Annotated in this window: 20 protein-coding genes and 1 pseudogene; 5 read left to right on the top strand and 16 right to left on the bottom strand. The window is 51.6% G+C overall.

The features are described from left to right. Positions 1-10 precede the first annotated feature (10 nt). The 10 genes from yajC to tssF form a co-directional block, all read right to left on the bottom strand. Entirely contained in the window at positions 11-343 is a 333-nt protein-coding gene (yajC, locus tag KAJ71_RS04895; protein WP_248944653.1) for a preprotein translocase subunit YajC, read from the bottom strand. Between the two features lie 33 nt (positions 344-376). Further along, the gene (tgt, locus tag KAJ71_RS04890) at positions 377-1,501 is read right to left on the bottom strand and encodes a tRNA guanosine(34) transglycosylase Tgt (protein WP_248944652.1); all 1,125 of its coding nucleotides are present in this window, start codon (positions 1,499-1,501) and stop codon (positions 377-379) included. A gap of 72 nt (positions 1,502-1,573) precedes the next feature. Then, complete coding sequence (queA, locus tag KAJ71_RS04885) at positions 1,574-2,644, bottom strand: tRNA preQ1(34) S-adenosylmethionine ribosyltransferase-isomerase QueA (protein ID WP_248944651.1); 1,071 nt, start codon at positions 2,642-2,644, stop codon at positions 1,574-1,576. A 107-nt stretch (positions 2,645-2,751) separates the two neighbouring features. Next, the gene (locus KAJ71_RS04880) at positions 2,752-3,018 is read right to left on the bottom strand and encodes a PAAR domain-containing protein (RefSeq protein WP_248944650.1); all 267 of its coding nucleotides are present in this window, start codon (positions 3,016-3,018) and stop codon (positions 2,752-2,754) included. Between the two features lie 8 nt (positions 3,019-3,026). After that, positions 3,027-4,178 (bottom strand): type VI immunity family protein, encoded by a 1,152-nt coding sequence (locus tag KAJ71_RS04875; RefSeq protein ID WP_248944649.1) that lies wholly within the window; start codon positions 4,176-4,178, stop codon positions 3,027-3,029. Between the two features lie 41 nt (positions 4,179-4,219). Further along, positions 4,220-5,569, bottom strand: a complete 1,350-nt coding sequence (locus KAJ71_RS04870; protein ID WP_248944648.1) for a VRR-NUC domain-containing protein — start codon at positions 5,567-5,569, stop codon at positions 4,220-4,222. Between the two features lie 7 nt (positions 5,570-5,576). Beyond that, complete coding sequence (locus KAJ71_RS04865; protein WP_248944647.1) at positions 5,577-6,728, bottom strand: type VI immunity family protein; 1,152 nt, start codon at positions 6,726-6,728, stop codon at positions 5,577-5,579. Positions 6,729-6,769: 41 nt separating this feature from the next. Then, on the bottom strand, positions 6,770-8,119 hold the full coding sequence (locus KAJ71_RS04860; RefSeq protein WP_248944646.1) for a VRR-NUC domain-containing protein: 1,350 nt from the start codon (positions 8,117-8,119) through the stop codon (positions 6,770-6,772). Continuing rightward, positions 8,116-10,377 (bottom strand): type VI secretion system Vgr family protein, encoded by a 2,262-nt coding sequence (locus KAJ71_RS04855; RefSeq protein WP_248944644.1) that lies wholly within the window; start codon positions 10,375-10,377, stop codon positions 8,116-8,118. The genes KAJ71_RS04860 and KAJ71_RS04855 overlap by 4 nt, the downstream gene beginning before the upstream one ends. Positions 10,378-10,401: 24 nt before the next feature. Continuing rightward, entirely contained in the window at positions 10,402-12,156 is a 1,755-nt protein-coding gene (tssF, locus tag KAJ71_RS04850; RefSeq protein ID WP_248944643.1) for a type VI secretion system baseplate subunit TssF, read from the bottom strand. A 513-nt stretch (positions 12,157-12,669) separates the two neighbouring features. Between tssF and KAJ71_RS04845 the strand changes: the two genes are divergently transcribed. From KAJ71_RS04845 to KAJ71_RS04835, 3 genes and pseudogenes are all read left to right on the top strand, one after another. After that, positions 12,670-13,251, top strand: coding sequence for an ACP phosphodiesterase (locus KAJ71_RS04845; protein ID WP_248944642.1), 582 nt, complete (start codon positions 12,670-12,672; stop codon positions 13,249-13,251). A gap of 230 nt (positions 13,252-13,481) precedes the next feature. Beyond that, entirely contained in the window at positions 13,482-14,084 is a 603-nt protein-coding gene (locus KAJ71_RS04840; protein ID WP_024483916.1) for a peroxiredoxin C, read from the top strand. Between the two features lie 220 nt (positions 14,085-14,304). Further along, a pseudogene (locus KAJ71_RS04835) lies at positions 14,305-14,872 on the top strand (gamma-glutamyltransferase); the annotation flags it as partial. Positions 14,873-14,914: 42 nt separating this feature from the next. Here KAJ71_RS04835 and malZ read toward each other — a convergent pair. Further along, the gene (gene malZ / locus KAJ71_RS04830; RefSeq protein WP_248944641.1) at positions 14,915-16,738 is read right to left on the bottom strand and encodes a maltodextrin glucosidase; all 1,824 of its coding nucleotides are present in this window, start codon (positions 16,736-16,738) and stop codon (positions 14,915-14,917) included. A gap of 229 nt (positions 16,739-16,967) precedes the next feature. Between malZ and KAJ71_RS04825 the strand changes: the two genes are divergently transcribed. Together KAJ71_RS04825 and KAJ71_RS04820 are read left to right on the top strand one after the other, a co-directional pair. After that, a complete protein-coding gene (locus KAJ71_RS04825; RefSeq protein ID WP_248944640.1) occupies positions 16,968-18,233 on the top strand; it encodes a mechanosensitive ion channel family protein in 1,266 nt (421 codons plus the stop codon). Between the two features lie 133 nt (positions 18,234-18,366). After that, positions 18,367-18,630 carry a hypothetical protein gene (locus tag KAJ71_RS04820; RefSeq protein WP_248944639.1) on the top strand — a complete coding sequence of 88 codons (264 nt, stop codon included), beginning with the start codon at positions 18,367-18,369 and terminating at the stop codon, positions 18,628-18,630. Between the two features lie 39 nt (positions 18,631-18,669). Here KAJ71_RS04820 and proY read toward each other — a convergent pair whose 3' ends face one another. The 5 genes from proY to phoB form a co-directional block, all read right to left on the bottom strand. After that, positions 18,670-20,067, bottom strand: a complete 1,398-nt coding sequence (gene proY / locus KAJ71_RS04815) for a proline-specific permease ProY (protein WP_248944638.1) — start codon at positions 20,065-20,067, stop codon at positions 18,670-18,672. 73 nt (positions 20,068-20,140) lie between these two features. Further along, entirely contained in the window at positions 20,141-21,460 is a 1,320-nt protein-coding gene (brnQ, locus tag KAJ71_RS04810) for a branched-chain amino acid transport system II carrier protein (RefSeq protein ID WP_248944637.1), read from the bottom strand. A gap of 498 nt (positions 21,461-21,958) precedes the next feature. After that, on the bottom strand, positions 21,959-22,897 hold the full coding sequence (locus tag KAJ71_RS04805; RefSeq protein WP_283106654.1) for a PstS family phosphate ABC transporter substrate-binding protein: 939 nt from the start codon (positions 22,895-22,897) through the stop codon (positions 21,959-21,961). 13 nt (positions 22,898-22,910) lie between these two features. Beyond that, entirely contained in the window at positions 22,911-24,227 is a 1,317-nt protein-coding gene (gene phoR, locus KAJ71_RS04800; protein ID WP_248944636.1) for a phosphate regulon sensor histidine kinase PhoR, read from the bottom strand. Positions 24,228-24,251: 24 nt separating this feature from the next. Then, positions 24,252-24,941, bottom strand: a complete 690-nt coding sequence (phoB, locus tag KAJ71_RS04795) for a phosphate response regulator transcription factor PhoB (RefSeq protein ID WP_179248288.1) — start codon at positions 24,939-24,941, stop codon at positions 24,252-24,254. Between the last annotated feature and the right edge of the window lie 179 nt (positions 24,942-25,120).

Genomic DNA, 25,120 nt, shown 5'->3' with positions numbered 1-25,120 from the left:
GAAAACAAAATTACAGGGCCTTCATAGTACCTTTCGGCAGAACGGCCGCCACGAAGTCACGCTTGATCATCACTTCCGTGGTGTCATTCAGCGCGATGGCAATGATACCGGTATCTGCCACTTTAGTGACACGGCCAATCAGGCCACCGGTGGTCAACACTTCATCACCCTTGCCGATGGAGTCCATCAGTTTTTTGTGCTCTTTAGCGCGTTTCTGCTGTGGGCGCAGGATCATGAAATAGAAGATCAGGCCAAACACCACCAGCATAATGATCAGAGAGTACGGGCTACCCTGAGCTGGAGCCCCTGCTGCTGCCACTGCATCGGAAATGAAAAAGCTCATTAAAATTCCCTCATTAAGTTTTCAATTATTAATTCAAGCATTTAAAGGTGGTATCGGTTTACCGATCCGACCATAAAAATCCGCCACAAACAGCTCTAATTTACCCTCTTCAATGGCCTGGCGTAAACCCGCCATCAAACGTTGGTAATAGCGCAAGTTATGGATGGTGTTCAACCGGGCACCGAGAATTTCGTTGCAGCGATCGAGATGATGCAAATAGGCACGGCTATAATGGCGGCAAGTATAGCAGTCACACTCACTGTCCAGCGTGGAGGTATCATCCTTGTGCTTGGCATTACGGATTTTTACCACACCGTCGGTCACGAACAAATGGCCGTTACGGGCATTACGCGTTGGCATCACGCAATCGAACATGTCGATACCGCGACGCACGCCTTCAACCAGATCTTCCGGCTTGCCAACCCCCATCAGATAGCGTGGCTTATCTTCCGGAATTTGTGGGCAAACGTGTTCAAGAATGCGATGCATATCCTCTTTTGGCTCACCTACCGCCAAACCGCCCACAGCGTAACCATCAAAGCCGATATCCACCAGCCCTTTTACTGATACATCACGTAAATCTTCGTAAACACCGCCTTGGATAATGCCGAATAACGCATTGTTGTTATTCAGTTCATCAAAACGCTGGCGGCTGCGCTGCGCCCAACGCAGAGACATTTCCATCGAACGCTTGGCATAGTCCCAATCCGCCGGGTAAGGCGTGCATTCGTCAAAAATCATCACGATGTCAGACCCCAGGTCGTACTGGATTTCCATCGATTTTTCCGGGCTGAGGAACACCTTATCGCCGTTGATCGGGTTACGGAAATAAACGCCTTCCTCTTTAATCTTGCGCATTGCCCCCAGGCTGAACACCTGGAAACCACCGGAGTCGGTCAGGATCGGCCCGTGCCACTGCATAAAATCATGCAGATCGCCGTGCAGTTTCATGATCTCCTGCCCTGGGCGCAGCCACAGGTGGAAGGTGTTACCCAACAGGATCTGCGCACCGGTATCTTTCACTTCTTCCGGCGTCATGCCTTTGACCGTGCCATAGGTCCCAACCGGCATAAAGGCCGGGGTTTCCACGACGCCACGCTCAAAGACCAGGCGGCCGCGACGAGCACGGCCATCGGTTGTCTGTAATTCGTACTTCACAAAACCTCCAGCGTTAGAGATACAGTCTAACGTCATTAAAACAGGACCACGCATTGTGCGTAGCCCGGGAATTTATTCCCCGACGGATTCGCTTTCCGCCAGTGGATTACGGCTGATAAACATCGCATCACCGTAGCTGAAGAAACGGTACTGCTCGGCCACCGCCTGATGATAGGCGTTCATGGTGTTTTTATAGCCAGCAAACGCCGAGACCAGCATGATCAGCGTCGATTCCGGCAGGTGGAAGTTAGTCACCAGCGCATCGATCACCTGATAGTGATATCCCGGATAGATAAAGATGCTGGTATCGCCGAAGAAGGGCGCGATCAGCGCATCCTGGCAAGCATTGGCCGCGCTTTCCAGCGAACGCACCGAAGTGGTGCCCACGGCAACCACCCTTTTGCCTCGCGCCTTACAGGCCAATACCGCATCCACCACATCCTGCGGCACTTCGGCGTATTCCGCATGCATCACATGCTCTTCAATGGTTTCCACCCGCACCGGCTGGAAGGTGCCAGCGCCAACGTGCAAGGTGACAAACGCCATCTCAATGCCCTTGGCGCGCAACGCAGCCAGCAGTGGCTCATCAAAATGCAGGCCCGCCGTCGGAGCCGCTACGGCTCCCGGCTTTTCGCTGTAGACGGTCTGATACAGCTCGCGGTCAGCATCTTCATCCGGGCGATCGATATACGGCGGCAGCGGCATATGGCCCACCGAGTTGAGGATGGTGAACACGTCACGATCATCGTTAAAGCGCAGTTCAAACAGCGTGTCATGGCGTGCGACCATGGTGGCAGCAATGCTTTCATCATCACCCAGCAGCAGTTCGGTGCCCGGCTTGGGGGATTTGGAGGCACGCACATGGGCCAGCACACGATGATCGTCCAACACCCGCTCGACCAGCACTTCTATCTTGCCGCCGCTGACCTTCCGGCCAAACAGGCGCGCAGGGATCACGCGGGTATTGTTGAACACCAGCAGATCGCCCGCTTCCAGGTTAGCCAACAGATCGGTGAACACGCCGTGCGTCAGGCCTCCGCTCGGCCCGTCCAGCTGCAGCAAACGGCAACCGCTGCGCTCAGGTTGTGGATAGCGGGCAATCAAAGACTCGGGGAGCTCAAAAGAAAAATCGGCGACGCGCATGGGTATTCACTTCTTCAGCTAGCTAATTGGGAAAAAATAGGCGATACAGTCTAAAGCCGCAGGCGACAAGCAGCAAGGAATAAGGCGTTGCCACCGGGGCTAATTTCTCAGGAAACCGCCAAACGGCAGCCATTTGGACAGCCACAGTTGACCCTATGGCCCTCCAGGGCAACAGCGACGTCCTGTATATTGAGTAATGACGAACCTTCCGCAATGGAGCCGGTAGTTTTACACGCCGGGCAGAATACCGGGTCGCCTTTGCAGGCGATACCCTGAGTCTGGTTAACCCATGCTGAACCGCCAAGAACGGCCCCGCCGGTGGTAGTAGTGTCCCCTTTCTGGATGATCTTCCTGCCTTGTATTTTTGCTCTCATACCGCCCTCTACTCCGCGATAGATGCCGCTTCGCGCTCCAGGTGCCATAACGTCGTTCCAGGCTCTTGGCCGGGAACATCCATCGCAAATTCGCCTTGGGCAATAAAGGCCTGGGAACTGGGTTTAGACGGGGTAGACCAAAAACCGCTTACCAAGGCGGGATAGCCAGCGCGTAAGGGGGTGACGATAAGCGGCCCATCGTCAAATCTGGCAAACCAGCGTTCTGTCGACTCCTTCTCAAACTGCAAGTCCTTGTACTCAGAGTAGTAATGCAGCTGGTCCGGTTTTTTAATTCTGATAGGCCGCAACAGGCTATTGAGCCGAATATAATTGACAGGAGGCCCATCGGTATTGACCTCACCTAGCTCCGGATATTCTCCAGCTTGCATAACGAGCGTATCTCCTACCTTAGTTACGGTTATTTCACGATCAAGCTTGAAATAATTTCTAATCCACGATTCGCCACCCAATCGTTTTACATAACGCGGGCTAAGAGCCACTATCCAATTGGCACCTTTGATTTCATCAGCATATTCACGCCCACCAGTAACAATATCCGTAGTTTCGATTGTTAGCCCCGAAAACTTTTTTGCCAAATAATATTCATTAGGGAACAATCTATCCTCATCATCATAAGGAAGAATTGGCGATATACCTGCATAGCCATTATCGACATCCAACTGTTGGCAAAACCAGTAAAACAACTCCTTGAACTTCGTAAGCCCTTCCTCTGTCGAAATAAAATCCCAAGGCACATTGACAACCAGCGTACTTCGATCAAAGGCTTCAGAAAATGCCCTAGGTATTAATGTCGATATAGAATACGCTGCAGATATATAAGTTTCAGTCGTGCTTGTCAACACCCATTCATATTGCCCGCCGTCGGGGAGATCAATAAACTCCTGGCGGGTTTTAGCGTAATTCTTATCTGTTATGTTAATAAAGTCAGAGTAATAATTTTTCTTTAAAAATCGGCCGTACTCGGCGTAAAACCGGTCAAAACACGCTACCAGCTTCAATTTCTTTTCATAACTGCCGCCATAACGAAAGTAAAAACTCATCGTTAACCCTAGGCGGATAGCCTGTTCCTCTGGTTCATCGGCATAATAAGCTTCGATTTCATCAAGCCAGCGTGTTATTTTCTCTGAGTACGTTTTCATTTTAACATCCTGTTAATTAATTTAATATCAAACACCAACTCTTAATGTTGGTTTTCCAGCTCATACTGCTCAAGCATAAGAATAAGGTCGCTACTGGGAATACTGCCATTAGGGCGATCATCCGCAGTGGCGGCAGTCGACACCCCCAATAAACCCAACAACCCGGCAATAGCTGCATAAACGCTCGCCGGTACCGCGATAACTCCAGCCACCACACCAATGGCGATACCAACAACAATGCCCCCGAATACCCAAAGGACATCGATAAAAGTGATGGATTTTATAAACTCAATGGTCCAATCGGTCCACTTTTTGACCAAAAGATATAGCTCCAATACCTGTGCGATGGTAAAAATCACCGAGGATTTCGCCAGATCGGTTACACCTTCCTTTAGCCAAACATAGGCCTCTCTGCCCTGGTCATACATCCATTCACCGGCTTCTTGCATCCAGACCGCGGTGCCTTTGAGAACCGCCAACGTCTCCTCATAAAGCTCCCCTGCCAACCCGCCAATGGATTGAGCTTCCTGAACCACCAGCGTTTCTTGTTGAGTCCAAGGCTCCATAAGGTTTCTGCTATGAGTTGGGATTGGACTCCCCCCAGGTAATGGTTTCGGTTCCGGATGTTTCCCTGGAATCGGGACAGGTGGAATATAGGGCGGTTTGGCTCCAGGGCCAAAGACAGGCGGGATCAGCAGCCACGGCCAGACTTTGCCAAACTTACTCAGCAATTCATTGGTCAAGGTATCCCGTTCTTTATCTGTTTTGGTACGGCAGTCGTGAATATTTAAGAGGGTAAATTTATCTCGACCTCCCGCAATAGATACATTATCGTTTTTTTGCCCAGTCCTGAACCTATCACCTGGAAACTTTACTTCAACGACTCTGGCAATATTCGGCACCTGAGGCATTCTCTCCTCACAAATCGTTCCTTGACCACACCACAGGTTATCCGGTTCCTCAACGATAATAGCATCGACTTTACGATAGATATTCGCTATGCCAGTGCCACTGAGAGGAACCGGATTTAACGATCTACGCCGCCGCCCTGGAGCACCCTGATTTTTACTAATGAATGGCATGGGAGGATTTGCAGTCATAAGATAAGACACTTCGGCACGATACTCATAGCGCCACTGATGTAATTTAATCTCTTCAAATTGAATGATACCGGAAAGCAAAACCTGTTTTAGCTTCAGCATCCGTTCGCTGCCATTTTTCATTTTTTGCGTTATCACATCGGGAAAACGCTGGCAAAATGAAGTTCGCACTTGAAAATAACCCCGATTTTCGACATTGGGTAAAGGCGCTTCCTGCTCCTGCATTTCAATTGAAGAGGTGGTGCATTGATATCCCTTTTTTGGAGAACCAGCAATAATTACGCTCATCATGATTCCTCTATTCCGCGATAGATGCCGCTTCGCGCTCCAGGTGCCATAACGTCGTTCCAGGTTCTTGGCCGGGAACATCCATCGCAAATTCGCCTTGGGCAATAAAGACCTGGGAACTGGGTTTAGACGGGGTAGACCAAAAACCGCTTACCAAGGCGGGATAGCCAGCGCGTAAGGGGGTGACGATAAGCGGCCCATCGTCAAATCTGGCAAACCAGCGTTCTGTCGACTCCTTCTCAAACTGCAAGTCCTTGTACTCAGAGTAGTAATGCAGCTGGTCCGGTTTTTTAATTCTGATAGGCCGCAACAGGCTATTGAGCCGAATATAATTGACAGGAGGCCCATCGGTATTGACCTCACCTAGCTCCGGATATTCCCCAGCTTGCATAACGAGCGTATCTCCTACCTTCGTTACGGTTATTTCACGATCAAGCTTGAAATAATTTCTAATCCACGATTCGCCACCCAATCGTTTTACATAACGCGGGCTAAGAGCCACTATCCAATTGGCACCTTTGATTTCATCAGCATATTCACGCCCGCCGGTTAGAATGGTTGTGGTTTCGATATTCAGCCCCGAAAATTTTTTTGCTAATTGATACTCATCAGGAAATAACCTATGCTCATCATCATAGGGTAAGATCGGGGAAAGTCCTGCATAGCCATTATCCACATCCAACTGTTGACATAACCAGTAAAATAACGCCTTAAATCTTTCAAGCCCTGCATCCGATGAAATAAAATGCCAAGGTAAATTGACAACCAGTATGCTTCGATCAAAAGCTTCAGAAAACGCCCGGGGTATCAGCGTAAAAATGGAATACTCTTCAGAGATATAGGTTTCATTGGTGCTGGTTAATAACCACTCATATTGACCACAGTCGGGGAGATCAATAAACTCCTGGCGGGTTTTAGCGTAATTCTTATCTGTTAGGTTGATAAAATCAGAGTAATAATTTTTCTTTAAAAAACGACCATAGTCAGAATAGAACCGATCAAAGCATTCCACCACCTTCAATTTCTTTTCATAACTGCCGCCATAACGAAAGTAAAAGCTCATCGTTAGCCCTAAGCGAATTGCCTGTTCACTAGACTCATCGGCATAAAAAAGTTCAATTTCATCAAGCCAGCGCATGATTTTTTCGGAGTATGTTTTCATTTCAACACCCTGTTAATTAATTTAGTCTCAAATATCAACTATTAGTTTTGATTTTCCAGCTCATACTGCTCAAGCATAAGAATAAGATCGCTACTGGGAATACTGCCATTAGGGCGATCATTCGCAGTGGCCGCAGTCGACACCCCCAATAAACCCAACAACCCGGCAATGGCGGCATAAACGCTCGCCGGTACTGCGATAACCCCGGCCACCACGCCAATGGCGATACCAACAACAATGCCCCCTAATACCCAAAGGACATCAACAAAGGTGATGGATTTAATAAACTCAATAGTCCAATCGGTCCACTTTTTGACCAAAAGATAAAGCTCCAATACCTGTGCGATGGTAAAAATCACCGAGGATTTCGCCAGATCGGTTACACCTTCCTTTAGCCAAACATAGGCCTCTCTGCTCTGGTCATACATCCATTCACCGGCTTCTTGCATCCAGACCGCAGTGCCTCTAAGAACCGCCAACGTCTCCTCATAAAGCTCCCCTGCCAACCCACCAATGGATTGAGCTTCCTGAACCACCAGCGTTTCTTGTTGAGTCCAAGGCTCCATAAGGTTTCTGCTATGAGTTGGGATTGGACTCCCCCCAGGTAATGGTTTCGGTTCCGGATGTTTCCCTGGAATCGGGACAGGTGGAATATAGGGCGGCTTGGCTCCAGGGCCAAAGACAGGCGGTATCAGCAGCCACGGCCATATTTTGCCAAACTTACTCAGCAATTCATTGGTCAGGGTATCTCGCTCTTTATCTGTCTTAGCACGACAGTCGTGAATTTCTAACACAGTGAATTTATTCTTGTCTCCTGCAATCCAAATATTATCTATTTTCTGATTTCGCCTAAACCTGTCGCCAGGAAACTTTACTTCAACGACTCTGGCAATATTCGGCACCTGAGGCATCCTCTCCTCACAAATCGTTCCTTGACCACACCATAGATTCTCCGGTTCTTCAACGATAATAGCATCGACTTTACGATAGATATTCGCTATGCCAGTGCCACTGAGAGGGACTGGATTTAACGATCTACGCCGCCGCCCTGGAGCACCCTGATTTTTACTAATGAATGGCATCGGGGGATTTGCAGTCATAAGATAAGACACTTCAGCACGATACTCATAGCGCCACTGATGTAATTTAATCTCTTCAAATTGAATGATACCGGAAAGCAAAACCTGTTTTAGCTTCAGCATCCGTTCGCTGCCATTTTTCATTTTTTGCGTTATCACATCGGGAAAACGCTGGCAAAATGAAGTTCGCACTTGAAAATAACCCCGATTTTCGACATTGGGTAAAGGCGCTTCCTGCTCCTGCATTTCAATTGAAGAGGTGGTGCACTGGTATCCCTTTGTTTTTGAAGAACCGCCAATATTTACGCTCATAATGACTCCTCCGTATCCACAAACTCGAACGTTTGTTCCATCATTTCTCCATTGGTCACATGGAATAACGTTCTTACCGGTTGTTTTTTGCGCTCATAAATAGCTAATTCAACCTCATCCTCTGATTCTGTAAACACACGCCTGGTTTGGCCAAATTCGTTGGTAAAACCGCTAACCACCTGCCCATCAGCGGTTTTCAGCAAATAAGGCTCATAGGCTCTAGCTTCTTTGGTTTTTTGATCGGTGAGTAAATACTGCGCAGAATAGCGATACTTGGATACTGGGCCGGCCCTCCCTGCCGTATGGTTATCTAGCGTTATGCTCAGACCTTCCAATCTGATATTGCCGATGGGGTCGATAACAATACGACCACCTGCGTTGCCGATAATCACCTCACCAGCTTTAGAGGTAATAGTGATATTGTTGCCGACGGAAAGCGTATTATCACCGGCAACATCCAAAAATCGGCTGCCTTCAACCTGATTATTTTGCTGCCCTACGATTTTGATTGCCTGATTTTGCTCAACGGTTAGTGTCTTATTGCCTTTCACCGTCTCGCTGAAATCCTCGGTAATGCTAAGGGTATGGCTCTTTCTGTACGTGGTAGCCTGTTCGCCATTGACAATAACCGACTGCCTTTCCAACACCTCCATTTCCTGGTTTTTCTTTACCAGGATCTGTTGATTACCGCCAACCGTCTCATCATCATCAACGTCAACAGCAATGGTTCTATTGTGGCGGATCTTGATATTTTTATCTTTTTGGGCATGAATAAACACTTCTTCACTGCCATTCGCATCATCAAAGCGCAGTTCGTTAAACCCGGTGCCTTTATGGGTTTTGGTTTTAAAGGTTGTGCAGGTTTTTTCCGCTGGCAAGTCCAGTGGCGGCCTATTTTCACCGTTATAGGTGCATCCGGTCACCAATGGCCGGTCAATATCGCCATCTAGATAGGTGACAACCACTTCTTGACCTATGCGCGGAATGGCGCAGAAACCATAACCGTTGCCGTTCCACCCTTGGGCGACACGCACCCAGCAGCTCGCGCGATCGTCCGCCTTATCATAGCGGTTCCAATGAAAATGTATTCGTACGGCCCCGTCCGAATTGGTGTATATCTCCTCCCCTGGTGGCCCAACAACGGTGGCCACTTCGGCACCGTCTGACTGCGGCTTGCGCCTGAACGAAGGCCGCCAATTCGTCTGTGAGGAGACAAAACGCACTTCACTGTGCAAGGTGGTACCTTGTCCGCCATTTTCTTCCTCCGCTGCCTGTGGGCAACGGCCATGATGAGATTCTGCAACTACCTGCCAGCGGCGGTTGATCTCCTCGCTGGGATGGGCGTGAATGCTGAATACCTTACCCGGCATCAAGCCGATGCAGCACCCTGTGGCGACACCGGTTTCACTTTCGGCGCGTAACGCATCAAGGCGGTACTGGCTAAAAAGCTGGCCTTCAGGGTGTTCCTGATAACCGCCATAGCTGTCGTACAGGGTGAAAGAATTACCATCGCCAGGCTGATCGCCGTCCAGAAAAGCATAATGCTTCAGCCCGTCATGGGGCGCACGATAGTCACGATCTTTCAGGATGGCCTGTCTTGGCGCCATAAATACGCCGAACCTGACATCAGTGATCACATGATGATATTCGCCAGACGGAAGCTGAGGGTTAAAAGCAAATTTCCCGGCACCTGACATCCCCAACCGGCTATCGCTGTAAAACAGCAGTGGTTTCCCCTCAGTAGAGCTCTCCGACCAGAAACTAATCCCCTCTTCTGCGGCCAACCGCGCGAAGAATGCATAGTCCGTTTCACGTTTCTGCGTAACATATTCCCGCTTTTGGTGCCGGTCATAGAGCTTTTTATCTGAATGCACCCGATGCTTTTGCATCAATGCCTGCAGAATTTGTGGCACACTTTGCTGGTGAAAAATCCGGCTATCCTGGCTCAACGTCAGCAACCACAGCGGAGGGCGAACGGTAATGGTGTAATAGGTTTTCCTCACGCCCGTTTTGCCCCTTTCGGCCCCACTGATCAGGCCCGCGATCGTCCGTTGCGGCAAGCCTGCCGCAATGATGGTTAACGAGGCCGGTTGCAATAATTGCTCAGATAACCGCAGCTGCGAATGATCGCTGGTTAATGTCAGGATCAATTCAAACAGGGTCGATAGCGCGCCCCGCATCTGGAACTCAGTAACAGCAAACGTTGTTAGCGGAAAATCGGCAATGCGGCAGTGAAAATACAGTCCGTTGCTATCCATTATGTCCTCCAATCATCACTTCTCTTATGACCCCTTGACGGCGTCGAAATACCATCTATCCGCTGTTTCATTAATTAGAACGTCAATTTTTAATATCAGGTTGGCTGGCAGGCAATACGGCAGCAACCGAACCAGCAGTAAAGCAAATCGATACATTTCTCCGGCATCGGGATAATGCTCGGAATTCAGGAAAATAGTGACCGCCTTGCCCCGATAGGGACCCCCCATCACCAGATAATCCTTTGGTTCGCTCGTTATCTGGTTAATCCCCTCACAATAACGCTTAACTTTTTTTGCCAATGGGCGATCGGCATCAACATACAATTGCAAAACCTGCAAAATATGGTTCACCATTTGTCTATCGGATAAGGCAAAAACATTCAATGACAGCAAATCAATCAGCGGCCAATGGCAATGGCTGTCAAAAATAGGGGGATGAGCAACACTTACCGACGCGACATTGCGCGCAAGCAAACCGCTTCCTAATGTCTTGTTTGCAAATAACCTGCGGCCAGGGGCAATACGTTCAGCCAACTTGCCATTGCTGCACAACAGCTCACAATAAACCGTCTCACGCGGTAATAATCCATCGAACCTGTTGCCTCGTGCATCGACAAAGGATAAACGGTGCGTCGGCATACCAGGGAAGACACCGTCACGATGTAGTTGATAAAAACGCTGCTCAGCAAAGGGTTGACGAGTAAAACGGCTAATCAAAGGGTAAGTCACCGCCGCCCCGCGGCTGGCGGCATCCCCTTCCTCATCAGGCTCGATAGTGCCGTAAACCCCGGTAATTGAATGAATGGATTGTGATTTCTCTCTTGGCTCAACCGCAAAAGATGGCCTCGCAGCTTCCGCTTGTAGCGGCAAACTTTGCGATGGGAAAAGATTGATGGCAGGTACACAGTGCAGTAAGAACGCCTCTGAGGGTAACGCCTGGAACGGGAGGGCACGTTCAAAATTGAAGGCCAAAGTAAACTCACCGTCATCATCAACCGTTACCCTGCACGGCTCCGCTGAAAAATCCAAGGTAACAAAATCCGCGACGCGTGGAGCGTAGAAATACTCTAACGCCAGTTGCAGTCGCCAATAGGTCGTAGGGAAAACCGCAAGCGCCAATGATTCCGCGCAAACCGCTTTGGCAGCAATAACCCCCGGAGAAAAATGCACATCACCGCCCCCCGTAGGCCGCCTTAGTACTACAGACCCCAGGTATTGCTCGAACCAGAGCAGGAGTATTCCCGCATGGTAACTATCCGGCCCCAGAAATAAATCGATCGGCTGCTTAAATAAAAAGCTGCGCTCCCCGTCAATGGCCCCCGACCAACGCAACCGTACGACCAGCACACTTCCCTCTGGGGAGTTCAACAGGCTATAGCTTTGTAAAACCAGGGGCTGGATTGATAGCGGATGAACCGTTCGAAAACGGCAGCTCTGACCAATATCGCTATCAGAGGTAAATTCGGTTCCTTTCTCCACGCGATAAACAATCGCCCGATCTTTGGCGGCGATTTCCATTACGGTGATGGAAGGCATCGCATGCAGCGGCGTAGGCCACACACGTTCGAGTAATGGTTGAGTTACCTCTGGAAAAGCATCGTCAATACGCTGGCGCAAACGGCCAGTTAATGCGGCGAACCCTTCAAATAATCGCATAACAGCGGCATCGTTCGCTGAGGTTGCAAGAAATTCAGCCAGCGCAGGGGATTCTTCGGCCACCAAATCGCCTAATTCTTTAAGGTAGCGAAGTTCATCGCGGAAATAGTGTTCAAAGTCCATAGACACCTTGCCTCATCCTGGAGAAAGTGCTTTTTCTGCATATATCTAGTGGCCTAGTTTCCAACCCGCTGCACTGACTATTTTCAGCTTAGTGTTTTGAATAAATTAATTCGATAACAGCGTTACATTATCACTTTCGATAACATGCTACTTTGGGTTGGCATTTTCTATATTACAAAAAAAATAGATGCATTCAAATAAAACTTATCAGCGATAACAACATCCGCCAAAACCATTAGCTTAACAACCGGTTGGTATCATTCACCAGATAAATAATCAATAGCAACCCCGACTACAACCCGCTCTTAAAATATGATGGAAATGAAATTCAATCCCTATATTTAAACTATGAAGTCGTTAATTACGTCATAATATTTCGTTATCTCTCAGCAACCCAAGATTAAGCTGATTAAAAACGTGTTACTCAAAACACTTACCTGATATTCATTGCCCTACACAATTCAGTGCCAATAAAAACCCTCAGGTGGGCCACAATTCGCGTATAATTCAGTCATGAATTTTCTCGCTCATCTCCATTTGGCCCAGCTTGCGGAAAGCTCGCTGCTTGGCAACCTACTCGCCGACTTCGTGCGCGGCAACCCCGCAGGTGATTACGATCCGGCGGTCGTGGCTGGCATCATGATGCACCGGCGCGTCGACGTTTTGACCGATACCCAGCCGGAAGTCAAAGCCTGCCGCGACTATTTCAGCCCGCAGTTCCGCCGCGTCGCCCCCATCACGCTCGACGTGGTCTGGGATCACTTTCTGGCCCGCCACTGGCAACAGCTTGAGCCAACTTGCAGCTTGCAGAACTTCACCCAGCAAGCTCGTAGCCTGATCGTGCCGCACCTGCCGCAAACGCCACAGCGTTTCCAGAACCTGAACAACTATCTTTGGCCCGAACGCTGGCTGGAGCGCTATGCCGAACTGCCGTTTATCGGCGATGTATTGGCAGGTATGGCTAGCCGCAGACCACGGTTGGCCGCACTGGCTGGCTCTTTTGCCGACGTGGAACGCCAGTATCATCAGCTTGAAACACAGTTCTGGCAGTTTTACCCTCGTATGATGGAACAGGCCAGAAACAAGTCATTGTGATCGCCGGCTAAAAAGCCATAATATTCTTATGGTTAACAGAATGTGGCTTTTTGTCCTTGCCCTTTTGTACGAAAAGGTTATTTTGAAAGACTGCTGTTTTTAATCTCTCGGTTTGATAGGTGGAAGCTATCTCATTGATTGGTCTTTCGCCCTTCCCTCACCGAGTGGTGGCCCTTATACTGGCCCCTGCTTTTACATCAACCCATTGAACTACTATTACAGGAGTAATTATGGTCCTGGTAACTCGTCAAGCCCCTGACTTCACCGCTGCAGCCGTTTTAGGCAATGGCGAAATCGTAGAAAACTTCAACCTGAAGAAGCACCTGAACGGCAAACCAGCCGTCCTGTTCTTCTGGCCGATGGACTTCACCTTCGTATGTCCTTCTGAGCTGATCGCTTTCGATCACCGCTATGAAGAGTTCCAGAAGCGCGGCGTTGAAGTTGTAGGCGTTTCCTTCGACTCAGAATTCGTCCATAACGCATGGCGTAAAACCCCTGTCGACAAAGGCGGCATCGGTGAAGTGAAATACGCAATGGTTGCTGACGTTAAGCGCGAAATTCAGAAAGCTTACGGCATCGAACACCCAGAAGCGGGCGTTGCCCTGCGTGGTTCTTTCCTGATCGACAAGAACGGCATCGTGCGTTCTCAGATCGTGAACGACCTGCCAATCGGCCGTAACATCGACGAAATGATCCGTACCGTTGACGCGCTGCAATTCCACGAAGAGCACGGCGAAGTGTGCCCAGCTCAGTGGGAAAAAGGCAAAGCAGGTATGGGCGCATCTCCAGACGGCGTAGCTAAATACCTGTCTGAGAACGCTTCCAAGCTGTAATTTCAGCCTGTAAGTGTCAGAACCGGTTAGCCTTGCTGGCCGGTTTTTTTATGCCCAAAATCAGCGCACTCGCCCCCCTCCAGTGCATTATTCCTCTGTTTCGCTTCACATTTTTCACTCTGCTTGCCGCCGCATTCCCCATTCGTAGTTACTATTCATAAGTTGGCCTGCGCCTTGCCACGCAAGCGGGACAAATAAAAAAACAGGGATCAAACAGGAGTCGTTATGTTTTTGCAAAAATGTTCGTAAGAAGATCGTCGCCAATCAGGCTACGCCTTCTGTCAATGTACAACCGGGGATGGAGCCACACGAAAAGCCGGAAACCACCCATTATTCGATTGTCGATCATGAAGGGAACGCCGTATCGACCACCTATACCGTTAACGGCCGCTTCGGTGCCGTGGTGATCGCACCGGGTACCGGTTTCTTCCTCAACGAGGAAATGGATGATTTTACCGTCAAAGTGGGTGAGAAAAACCTCTATGGCCTGGTACAGTGAACGGCCAACGCCATCGCCCCCGGTAAGCGCCCACTATCCTCCATGAGCCCTACGCTGGTGACCAAAGACAATAAAATCTTTAGGGTGCTCGGCTCTCCTGGCGGTTCGCGCATCATTACCATCACGCTGCAAACCGCGCTGAACGTGATCGATCATGATTGCCGGGTGCAGCGGTGTGAGCCCGGCTAACTCGGGTAACAACTCTGCCGTTTCTGGACGCGTACGTGAGGGCTACCTGTACGGAGCCAACGACGTACGCCGCCCGGCAGGATCTTCAGTGAGATACTGACGAATCTGGTTTACCCGCCGCTTGGCGGGTAAACCTCGAACTTTAGCTACGTAACCGCCACACGCTGGCCGACTCGGCTGCTAGCTGCAACCGCAGGCCACCTTCCTGCGCAACCCGTTCGCCTTCCCCTTCCACAAGCTGCCATTTCCCCTCTCGCAACAGCGGGCTATAAGGCAGGTCGATCTCACCGCTATCGCTGCGCTGTAACGCCACCAGTACCTGTTCCTGCTGGTAAGTACGCACAAACACCAGCGTTTCCCCTTGCGCATACAACACCTGGCAGCCGCCACGGCGTAACGCCTTGCTTTGCTTACGCAGTGCCGTCAGGCGGCTGAACAAGGCCAACAGTGGCCGATCCCACTGGCTTTCGTCCCAAGGGAACGGCTTGCGGCAGAAGGGATCGTTGCCGCCATCCAGACCAATTTCATCGCCGTAATACAGGCAAGGCACGCCAATCCACGCCAGCAGCCACACTGCCGCCATCTGCATCCGGCGCGGGTTGTTGTCCAGCAAGGTCAGGAAACGGGCGGTGTCATGGCTGTCCAACTGATTGAACTGGATGAGTTGGCGGTTATGGGGCAATCCGGCCCGGTAACCGTCCATCCACTGCGCACAATCGGCCGCATCCAGCAGCACCGGATGATAAGCCACATCGATACCGGCCAGAAACGCCCGCACCGGCAGGGCAAAACCCATATAGTTCATGGCAGCATCTTCAACCCCAGCATGCAGCCAGCGGCGCGCGTCGCCAAAATGTTCGCCCAACACGTAGGCATGTGGGTTCTCTTGTTTGATTGCTTGATACAGGCCAGCCAGATGATGCAGATTCCCCGCTGCACCACCGTTCTCTCCCAACATATGTACTACGTCCAGCCGCCAGCCATCGATGCTGTACGGTGGCCGCAACCAATGGCGCACCACACTGTCTTCTGCCCGATAAATGGCATCAACCACCTGCGGCTCGGCAAAGTTAAGCTTGGGCAGATTGGTATTGCCCTTCCAGCTCAGCACATTACCGTCCGGGTAGAAGTTGAACCAGCCACGATACGGGGAATCGGGATGGTGGCACGCGCCATCCTCTGCCTGTTGATAACGATCGAACCACGGATGGGAGTCGCCAGTGTGGTTAAACACGCCATCCAGCACCAGTTTCATCCCCACCTTGTGAGTGCTTACTCGCAAACGCAATAACGCGTCGTTGCCGCCGAAGTACGGATCGACCTGATAATAATCTTCAGTATCGTACTTATGGACGCTGGGTGAGGTGAAAATCGGGTTCAGATACAGGGCGGTGACGCCAAGCCGCTGCAAGTAGGGCAGCTTCTCGCTGATGCCATCCAGATCGCCACCATAGAAAGTCGAAGCAGCGTGCTCATCCTCAAGCGGATGTTGCCAGTCACGACGTATCACATCACTTCCGGCGGCATGATGGTGATAACTGCCACTCTGGATGCCATGCTCCCCGCCGCTGCTGGCAAAGCGATCGGGGAAAATCTGATAAAACACCTGATCGGCCACCCAACCTGGGCTGCTATCTGGCTCATCCACGGCAAACTGAGCCAGCAGCCCCGGCGGGGTCAGCGACCAGCCCTGTGGCCCAAACCACTGCTGACGATCGACCCACAGCAGTTTAAAACAGTAGCGCCTTACCGGTTCCCCTTCTTGCAGCGTCAGGCTGGCCTGATAGCGCCATAGCCCTTCCACCGCCTTCGGCTTCATGATCAGCAACCATTCTTCATTGTCCGGCTCAACGCGTAAAAAAACCTGTTCGGGCAACTCATCACTTTGTAACCACAAAGCGATCTCCAGACGCTGCCCCTTATTCACCACGAAAGGTGGAACCGGCTGATGCCAGGCATTTAGCATGAATATTCTCCTGATGTAGCAAACCAAATCGATGACGAATGCAATGCCACGCACCATGCCACGTTAAGTGCCTTTTCCCCTCATCTTTCAGCCATAAACTCGGGGATGAGCCGAGGGGTGGAGATATGTAAAAAAGGGTAAAACAGGCGCACATCATGCCCCATAGCCGCTACGCTAACTGGTTTTAGAATGTTTGGATATTTTTTACTTACTTTTAGAGGGAGCGAGAATGCAGCAACAAATCAGACAATGGTTGGAGAGCGTTGGGCTAGAGTTCACCGACGCCATGTCCTTGGCAATGGTACTTGGGCTGATCGTATTAATTTCCGTGGTGATCCATCTGGTACTGCACCGTGTGGTGCTGACCGCGATCCAACGCCGTGGTCAGCACTCACAGCATGTGTGGCAACAGGCTATCATCCAGCACAAGCTGTTTCAGCGTGCTGCATTGTTGCTGCAAGGGGTGATCATCAACGTGCAGGCGGTACTGTGGCTACATAATGGTAGCCAGACCCAGGCGATTATCGTCACTGCGGCGCAGGTGTGGATCCTGTTATTTGCCCTACTGACGCTGTTCTCGCTGCTTGATACATTGTTGACCCTGATGCGCCAAAGCCCACTTGCCAATCAACTCCCGCTGCGTGGCATCTTTCAGGGCGTAAAACTGGTCGCCGCCATCTTTATTGGCATCATGATCATCTCACTGCTGATGGGCCGCTCACCACTGCTGTTACTCAGCGGCTTGGGGGCAATGACGGCGGTCTTAATGTTGGTGTTTAAAGATCCCATTCTCGGTCTGGTTGCCGGGATCCAGCTTTCCGCTAACGATATGCTGAAAATCGGCGATTGGCTAGAGATGCCTAAATACGGTGCCGACGGTGCGGTGACAGATATCGGCCTAACCACGGTCAAGGTCAGAAACTGGGACAACACCGTTACTACCATTCCCACCTACGCGCTGATCTCCGATTCGTTCAAGAACTGGCGTTCTATGTCTGAATCCGGTGGCCGCCGCATCAAGCGCAGTATCAATATCGACACCACCAGCGTCCACTTCCTGACGCAAGAGGAGCAACAGCGCCTTAACCGTAATCCGCTGCTGCATCGCTATCTGAACGATAAAACCCAGGAGCTGGGTAAGTATAACCAGCAGAGCGAGGTGGATCTCAGTTCACCGCTTAACGGCCGCCGCCTGACCAACGTCGGTACCCTGCGCGCCTATCTGGTAGCCTATTTACGTTCGCACCCAGGGATCCACCAGAATATGACGCTGATGGTACGTCAACTGGCCCCAACGCCAGAAGGGTTACCGCTGGAGATTTACGCCTTTACCAACACCACGGTGTGGGCAGAATACGAAGGGATCCAATCAGATATCTTCGATCATCTGCTAGCGGCGATCGGCGAATTCGATCTGCGCATCCACCAGACGCCAAGCGGCAACGATATGCGCAGCATGCTGGCAAACCTGCAGCCGGTGTCCAACAATCCCTGACGTAACCTGACAAAATTATTTCTGTTGGTAATTATCTTCGGCTGATTGCCAACAGATGTCTCCAGTGCCTTCCTTTCTGCTGCCGAATGGCCATTAATACGCACTCGCCACTTTACCGTTCGGAGCAGATATTTTGCTGAAAGCGTCAAAACACCGTCTGATTACCCTGTTGGCCACGCTGATGTTTGCTGGCTATCTGCATAGCGCCACGCTGGATGAAAGCCAGATGAGCCGCACATTGCAACCGGCGCTCAGCGCCTTGAGCAGCAGTATGATGGATATCCGTGAAGTGCTGGCGCGCTGTGCCAGAGAAGGGAAAGAGGAGCGGTTATGCGAAAGCAATTTGGTGATGGAGGTCAGGGCGGCCAGAGTGAACGACCCCGAGGAACACAGTTAAAAAAACACCGGCTGAAGGCCGGTGTCCGTTATTTCAATCTTACAGCTTCAGCGCGGCCTGCTTTTTCTGCCGGTTAACCTTGATGTAATAGCCCAGCAACAGCACCGCGACCCACACCAGCCCGGCATACAGGGAGATGCGCGTCGTTGGGAAGTAACCGATCAGGCCGATGATAAACACTAGGAAGATGATGGCAATGACTGAGGTGAATACCCCACCGCGCAGTGGGAACGCCAACTTGCTGACCTGGTCTTTGCTCAAACTACGGCGGAAAGCGATCTGCGAGAACAGGATCATGATCCACACCCACACGGTGGCAAAGGTCGCCAATGAGGCAATCACCAGGAACACGCTTTCCGGCATGACGTAGTTGAGATACACGGCGATCAGCATGGCCGCCATCATCACTACCACCGTCACCCATGGAATACCGCGTTTGGAGATTTTGCTGAATACCTGCGGGGCATGCCCCTGCTCCGCCAAGCCATGCATCATTCGGCCAACGCCGAACACGTCGCTGTTAATCGCCGACAGTGACGCGGTGATCACCACGAAGTTAAGGATACCCGCCGCAATGGTGATCCCCATATGCTGGAAGGTCAGCACAAACGGGCTACCGTTAGTCCCCACTTGGTTCCACGGATAGATAGACATGATGACGAACAGCGTGCCGACGTAGAACACCAGGATACGCCAAGGCACCGAGTTGATGGCCTTAGGGATCGACACCTTGGGATCTTTGGCTTCACCGGCGGTAATACCGATAATTTCAATCCCACCGTAGGCGAACATCACTAACTGTAGCGACAGGATCATGCCCATAAAGCCGTTACTGAAGAAGCCGCCGTTGACCCACAGGTTATGTATCCCGGTCGGTTGCCCCCCGTTGCCAATGCCCCAGACGATGATGCCGATACCGGCGACGATCATGATGATAATGGTCGCCACCTTGAAGAACGAGAACCAGAACTCCAGCTCACCGAACACCTTCACGCTCATCAGGTTGATGGCACCGATAATCAGCACCACGCTCAACACCCAGATCCAATGCGGCACTTCCGGGAACCAGACGCCCATATAGATGCCGAAGGCCGTTACGTCGGCAATGGCGACGATCAGGATCTCAAAGCAGTAGGTCCAGCCGGTAATGTAGCCGGCCATCGGGCCGAGATAATCCTGGGCATAGCGCGAGAACGAGCTGGCCTGCGGGTTATTCACCGACATTTCGCCCAGCGCACGCATGATGATAAAAGCAATGATACCGCCGATCAGGTAAGCCAGCAGGACGCTGGGGCCAGCCATTCTAATGGCCTCTGCGGAGCCATAAAACAGACCGGTACCAATGGCCGACCCCAGGGCCATAAAACGGATGTGACGCGTACTGAGGCCACGTTTTAGCTTATTGGCTGGAGCTGCGGTGGGTGACTGTTGTTGCATGAAAATGACCCGTCTTTATTTAAACGTAAAAAAGCCACGGACAAGTCCGTGGCCTAAAATTCAGACCGTAGGCTTAAGGGTGAGCAGTCACTTGGCTGCGTGCAAAAACCCGATCATAAATCGCGACCAGTACCAGCATCAGCAGCGAAGGTGGCAACCATGCCAGCCCCTGCGCCGCCAGCGGCAGGTGATTGGTCCATTCTGGCATAAAATGCTGGAAGTTGGACGCTTTCACCGCATCAAGGATACCAAACAAAAGGCTGACTAACATCACCGGCGCAACAATACGTGATGCACTATTCCACCAGCGCAGGGTGAAGCTCAGCATTACCAGCACAATGCAAGGCGGATAGATGGCGGTCAGCACCGGGATCGAAATCTGGATCAGGTGGCTCAGGCCGAGGTTGGACACCACCATCGAGAACAGGCCGAGAATGAATACCAGCGTTTTGTAAGAGAATGGCAGGTATTGTTCGAAGAACTCCGCACAGGCGCAGGTCAGGCCTACCGCGGTCACCATACAGGCGATGAAGATCAGCGCCGCCAGGAAGAAGCTGCCCAGGCCACCGAAGGTATTTTGCACGTAGGCATGCAGCACTACCGCGCCATTAGTGGCATCCGGCGTCAGCACACCGCTGCCGGAACCCAGCTTGAACAGGCTCAGGTAGACCAACGTCAGGCCCACTCCAGCGATCAAACCAGCCAGGATGGTATAACGGGTCAGCAGGCCCGCATCTTTCACCCCACGGGAACGTGCGGCGTTCACGATAACGATACCGAACACCATGGCGCCCAGCGTATCCATCGTCAGATAACCATTAACAAAACCGGCAGAGAACGGCACGGTTTGGTAGGCACCCACCGCCGAAATTGGCGCTCCTGCTGGCCAGATCAGCGCAGCAATACCTAACACGGCCAGCGCTACAATCTTCAACGGAGCCAGAATATGGCCTACGGTATCAAGCAGGCGGCCCGGATAGAGCGAGATGCCAATCACCAGCGCAAAATAGACCAGGCTATAGATAAACAGCGGCATGGCACCGTCACCGGTCAACGGCGCAATGCCGACTTCAAAGGAAACGGTAGCGGTACGCGGGGTGGCAAACAGCGGGCCAACGGCCAGGTAACACACCGTTGCCAGCAGCAGACCGGCGCTACGGCCAATGGGTGAGCTTAATGCATCAACACCACCACCCACACGAGCCAGGGCAATGACGGTCAACACTGGTAAACCCACGGCGGTAATCAGAAAACCAATCGCCGCAATCCAGACATGTTCGCCAGACTGCAAACCCACCATCGGCGGGAAGATGATGTTCCCAGCTCCGACGAATAAGGCAAAGGTCATAAAACCTAATGCCAGAATATCTTTTGATGCTAAACGATGACTCATAAGCTGTTGTGCTGCCTGTTGAAATAAAAAATTACCGATAAGGATGGTGGCAAAAGTGCCCCCACTTCGGTTCGGTTACCGGCCTGCCCTCTCATCGTGAAACTCATAGGCAACAGACAGCGCACAATAGCGGCGTCTTACCTTGATAAAGGTGAATACCATGATGACGAGCAGATTTTTAGACGTTTTTTCCCTGCTGAATTCCTGGTCACAATCACCGAAGAATGCTGGGGAAAATGGAGGTTTAGTCCGGCAATAGGGGGCTAGTTAAACGTTTATAGTGCCAAAAGGCAATACGCAGGACAAAAAGCAGAGCGATCATCCAGATAATATTGCTCATCCAGTCGAACATAGGGGTTATCAATAAATATGCACTACATGATTTGTATTATTTTTGAGCACACCACTCACAAAAAGTGAAACAATTAGTTACATGGCGCATGAAAACACCATTAATCAACCATAAAATGCGTGGTATGCGCTCAAAATCCCCCCCCCTTACTCCAGCCCAAGCAGCGTACGGGTTTTGCGCAGCGTGATCGGCGGCAGCGGCAGATAACCATCGTGATTAACCAGATCCTGCCCCTGCGCAGACAGCACACGGTCGAGGAATGCAGCCGTCAGGGGTTCCAGCGGCTGGTTGGGGGCTTTGTTAATGTAAATATACAGATAGCGCGCCAATGGGTAACTACCATTGCGCACGTTGGTTTCGCTAGGTTCAACATAACGCTCGCCGGCTTCAGCTAGGGGCAACAGCCGCACCCCGCTGGCGCGAAAACCGATACTGGCATAGCCAATGCCGTTTAACGATTCGGCTACCGCCTGCACCACCGAGGCCGACCCCGGCAGTTCATTCACCCGCGCCATAAAATCACCACCACATAACGCACTCAGTTTGAAATACCCATAGGTACCCGAAGCGGAGTTGCGGCCAAAGCGTTGCAAGGCGCGCTGCTGCCAACTGCCCTGAAGCCCCAGTTCCCCCCAACGGTTAATCGGCGTGTTTTCTCCGCAGCGGCGGGTAGCCGAAAAGATTTGATCCAGCTGTTGCAGATTCAACCCACGCAGCGGATTGTCCTGATGCACCAGTACCACCAGCGCATCGACCGCAACCGGCACCGCCAGCGGTGCATAGCCATAGCGGTGCTCAAATGCCGATACCTCCGCCGCCTTCATTGGCCGGCTCATTGGGCCAAGCTGCGCCGCACCTGCCGCCAATGCGGTGGGTGCCGTCGAGGAACCCGCAGCCTGCAGTTGTAAGTTAACATTGGGATAGTGTCGGCTGAAATCCTGCCCCCACAGCGCCATCAGGTTGGCCAAGGTGTCAGAACCTACGCTAGACAGGTTACCGGAAAGCATGCCATCTGGAGCAGCCACAGCCTCGCGGCCAACCGACAACAGTAGGCAAAGCAGCAAAGCTTGGGTAAATCGATTCATGGCAGGCTACCTGTTAATTTTTCACCGCATTCTCTGCTAAAGGCGCGGGAACAATCAACCGGTTAGGCAAGGTAAAGATAAAACGGGTGCCAATGCCTGGCTCACTGAGGATCTCCAGCCGTGAATCATGATGGCTGAGCGCATGCTTCACGATGGCTAACCCGAGCCCACTGCCGCCGGTCTGGCGTGAACGTGCTTTATCCACACGATAGAAACGCTCGGTCAGGCGCGGGATATGTTCGGCACCAATGCCTGGCCCGTTATCGCTGACCTGGAACTGGGCACCCTGCGGCGTCTGCTGCCAGCTCACTTCAATATTGGTGCCCGCCGGAGTATGGTTGACGGCGTTGTACACCAGATTGGAAACCGCGCTACGCAGTTGATCCTCGTTACCAAATACCTGCAGGTTTTCATTCACCCGGAAATTGATTTGGTGATTACCACCACTGAGCGACTGTGCCTCACGCTGCAACACTCGCAGCATTAACGGAATATCGACCTTCTCATTCATATCCACGTTTGGCGCGGCCTCGATCCTGGAGAGCGTGAGCAACTGCTTTACCAGTCCATCCATGCGTTTGGTCTGCTCTTGCATGGTGCCCAAGGCCTTGCCACGCAGCGAACCATCCAGCTCTTCGTCGCTCATCATCTCCAGGTAGCCTTGCAACACTGTTAGCGGCGTTCGCAATTCATGGCTGACGTTGGCAAAGAAGTTGCGTCTGGCCCCTTCCAGTTGGCGCATCTGGGTCACATCACGGGCCACCATCAGCAGTTGGCCTTCGGAATAGGGCATGATACGGAATTCGACAAAGTGCTCGTTATTGAGCTGTAGCGTCAGCGGCCGGGTAAATTCCTGCCGTTGCAGATAGTGGCTAAATTCAGGGTAGCGTAACAGGTTGAGAATGTGTTGGCCGTTATCTTCCGGCCAGCGAAAGCCCAACAGATGCTGTGCCAGACCGTTACACCAGAAGATATTGCCCTCAACGGTAGTCATCACCACCGCATCCGGTAAAGATTCGGCCCCGCTGCGAAAACGTTTGATCAACAGCGCCAGCTCACGGCGGCGGCGGCGGTTACGCTGCTGCATCTGATACAGGCCATAGAACAACGGCTCCCAGCTCCAGCGGCCCGGCGGCGGCGTCATGCTGCGGTCCACCCACAGCCAGTGGGAAAGTTTGAGTTGGTTATAGAAGTTCCAGGCCAGCGCGGCCAGCACCGAAACCAACAGCAACCAGGGCAGATAACCGAAAATCAGCCCCAGCAATAAGGCGGGCAGGCAAAAAAGAGCCAGCTCCAGCGCCAGCCTCTTCCACGATAAACGTTCTAGCACGGTAACCTCTCCAGCGCGGTGCGATCAGTAGCGCGTTGAGAACCGATAACCGGTGCCGCGAACGGTTTGAACCATCTTGTCATGACCACTGCTCTCCAGCGCCTTACGCAGCCGGCGGATATGCACATCAACGGTGCGGTCTTCCACATAAACGTTAGTGCCCCAGACGTGATTAAGCAACTGTTCGCGGCTATAAACACGCTCCGGATGAGTCATAAAGAAGTGCAACAGTTTGAACTCGGTCGGCCCCATCTCCAGCGCCTGCTCATTGGCCATCACCCGGTGTGAGGAAGGATCCAGGCTTAACCCCTGCATTTCAATCACTTCTTCTACTGCCATCGGTGAAATACGACGCATCACCGCTTTGATACGAGCCACCAGCTCCTTGGGTGAGAAAGGTTTGGTGATGTAATCATCCGCCCCAACCTCCAGGCCACGTACCCGATCTTCTTCTTCACCGCGCGCGGTCAGCATCATCACCGGGATATCCCGGGTCATCGCCTCGCGCTTCATATGCTTGATAAACTGAATGCCGGAACCACCCGGTAACATCCAGTCCAGTAACACCAAATCAGGGAACGGTTCAGACAGGCGCGTGACGGCACTGTCATAATCCTCGGCTTCCAACGGTTGGTAACCATTCTGTTCCAACACAAAGCACACCATCTCACGGATCGGCGCTTCGTCTTCCACCACCAGTATGCGTCTTGCCATCGTCAATCCTGCCAATGTGTTAGCGATCTCAGTTGATTGCGGTCGCCATTATGCGTCAGTTTTGTGACACTTTTATGAAAAAAAAGCCCAGTTGATCGCAGTAAGCATAGCGATTATTTCTGACGTTAAAGAAATATCATCATGCTTGAGTTACGATAAGGCCCGTTTATGCCCTTATC

Origin of the sequence: Serratia silvae (genome assembly GCF_023282985.1) — a bacterium.
GTDB lineage: Bacteria > Pseudomonadota > Gammaproteobacteria > Enterobacterales > Enterobacteriaceae > Chania > Chania silvae.
This window is presented reverse-complemented; position numbering and strand designations above follow the sequence as displayed.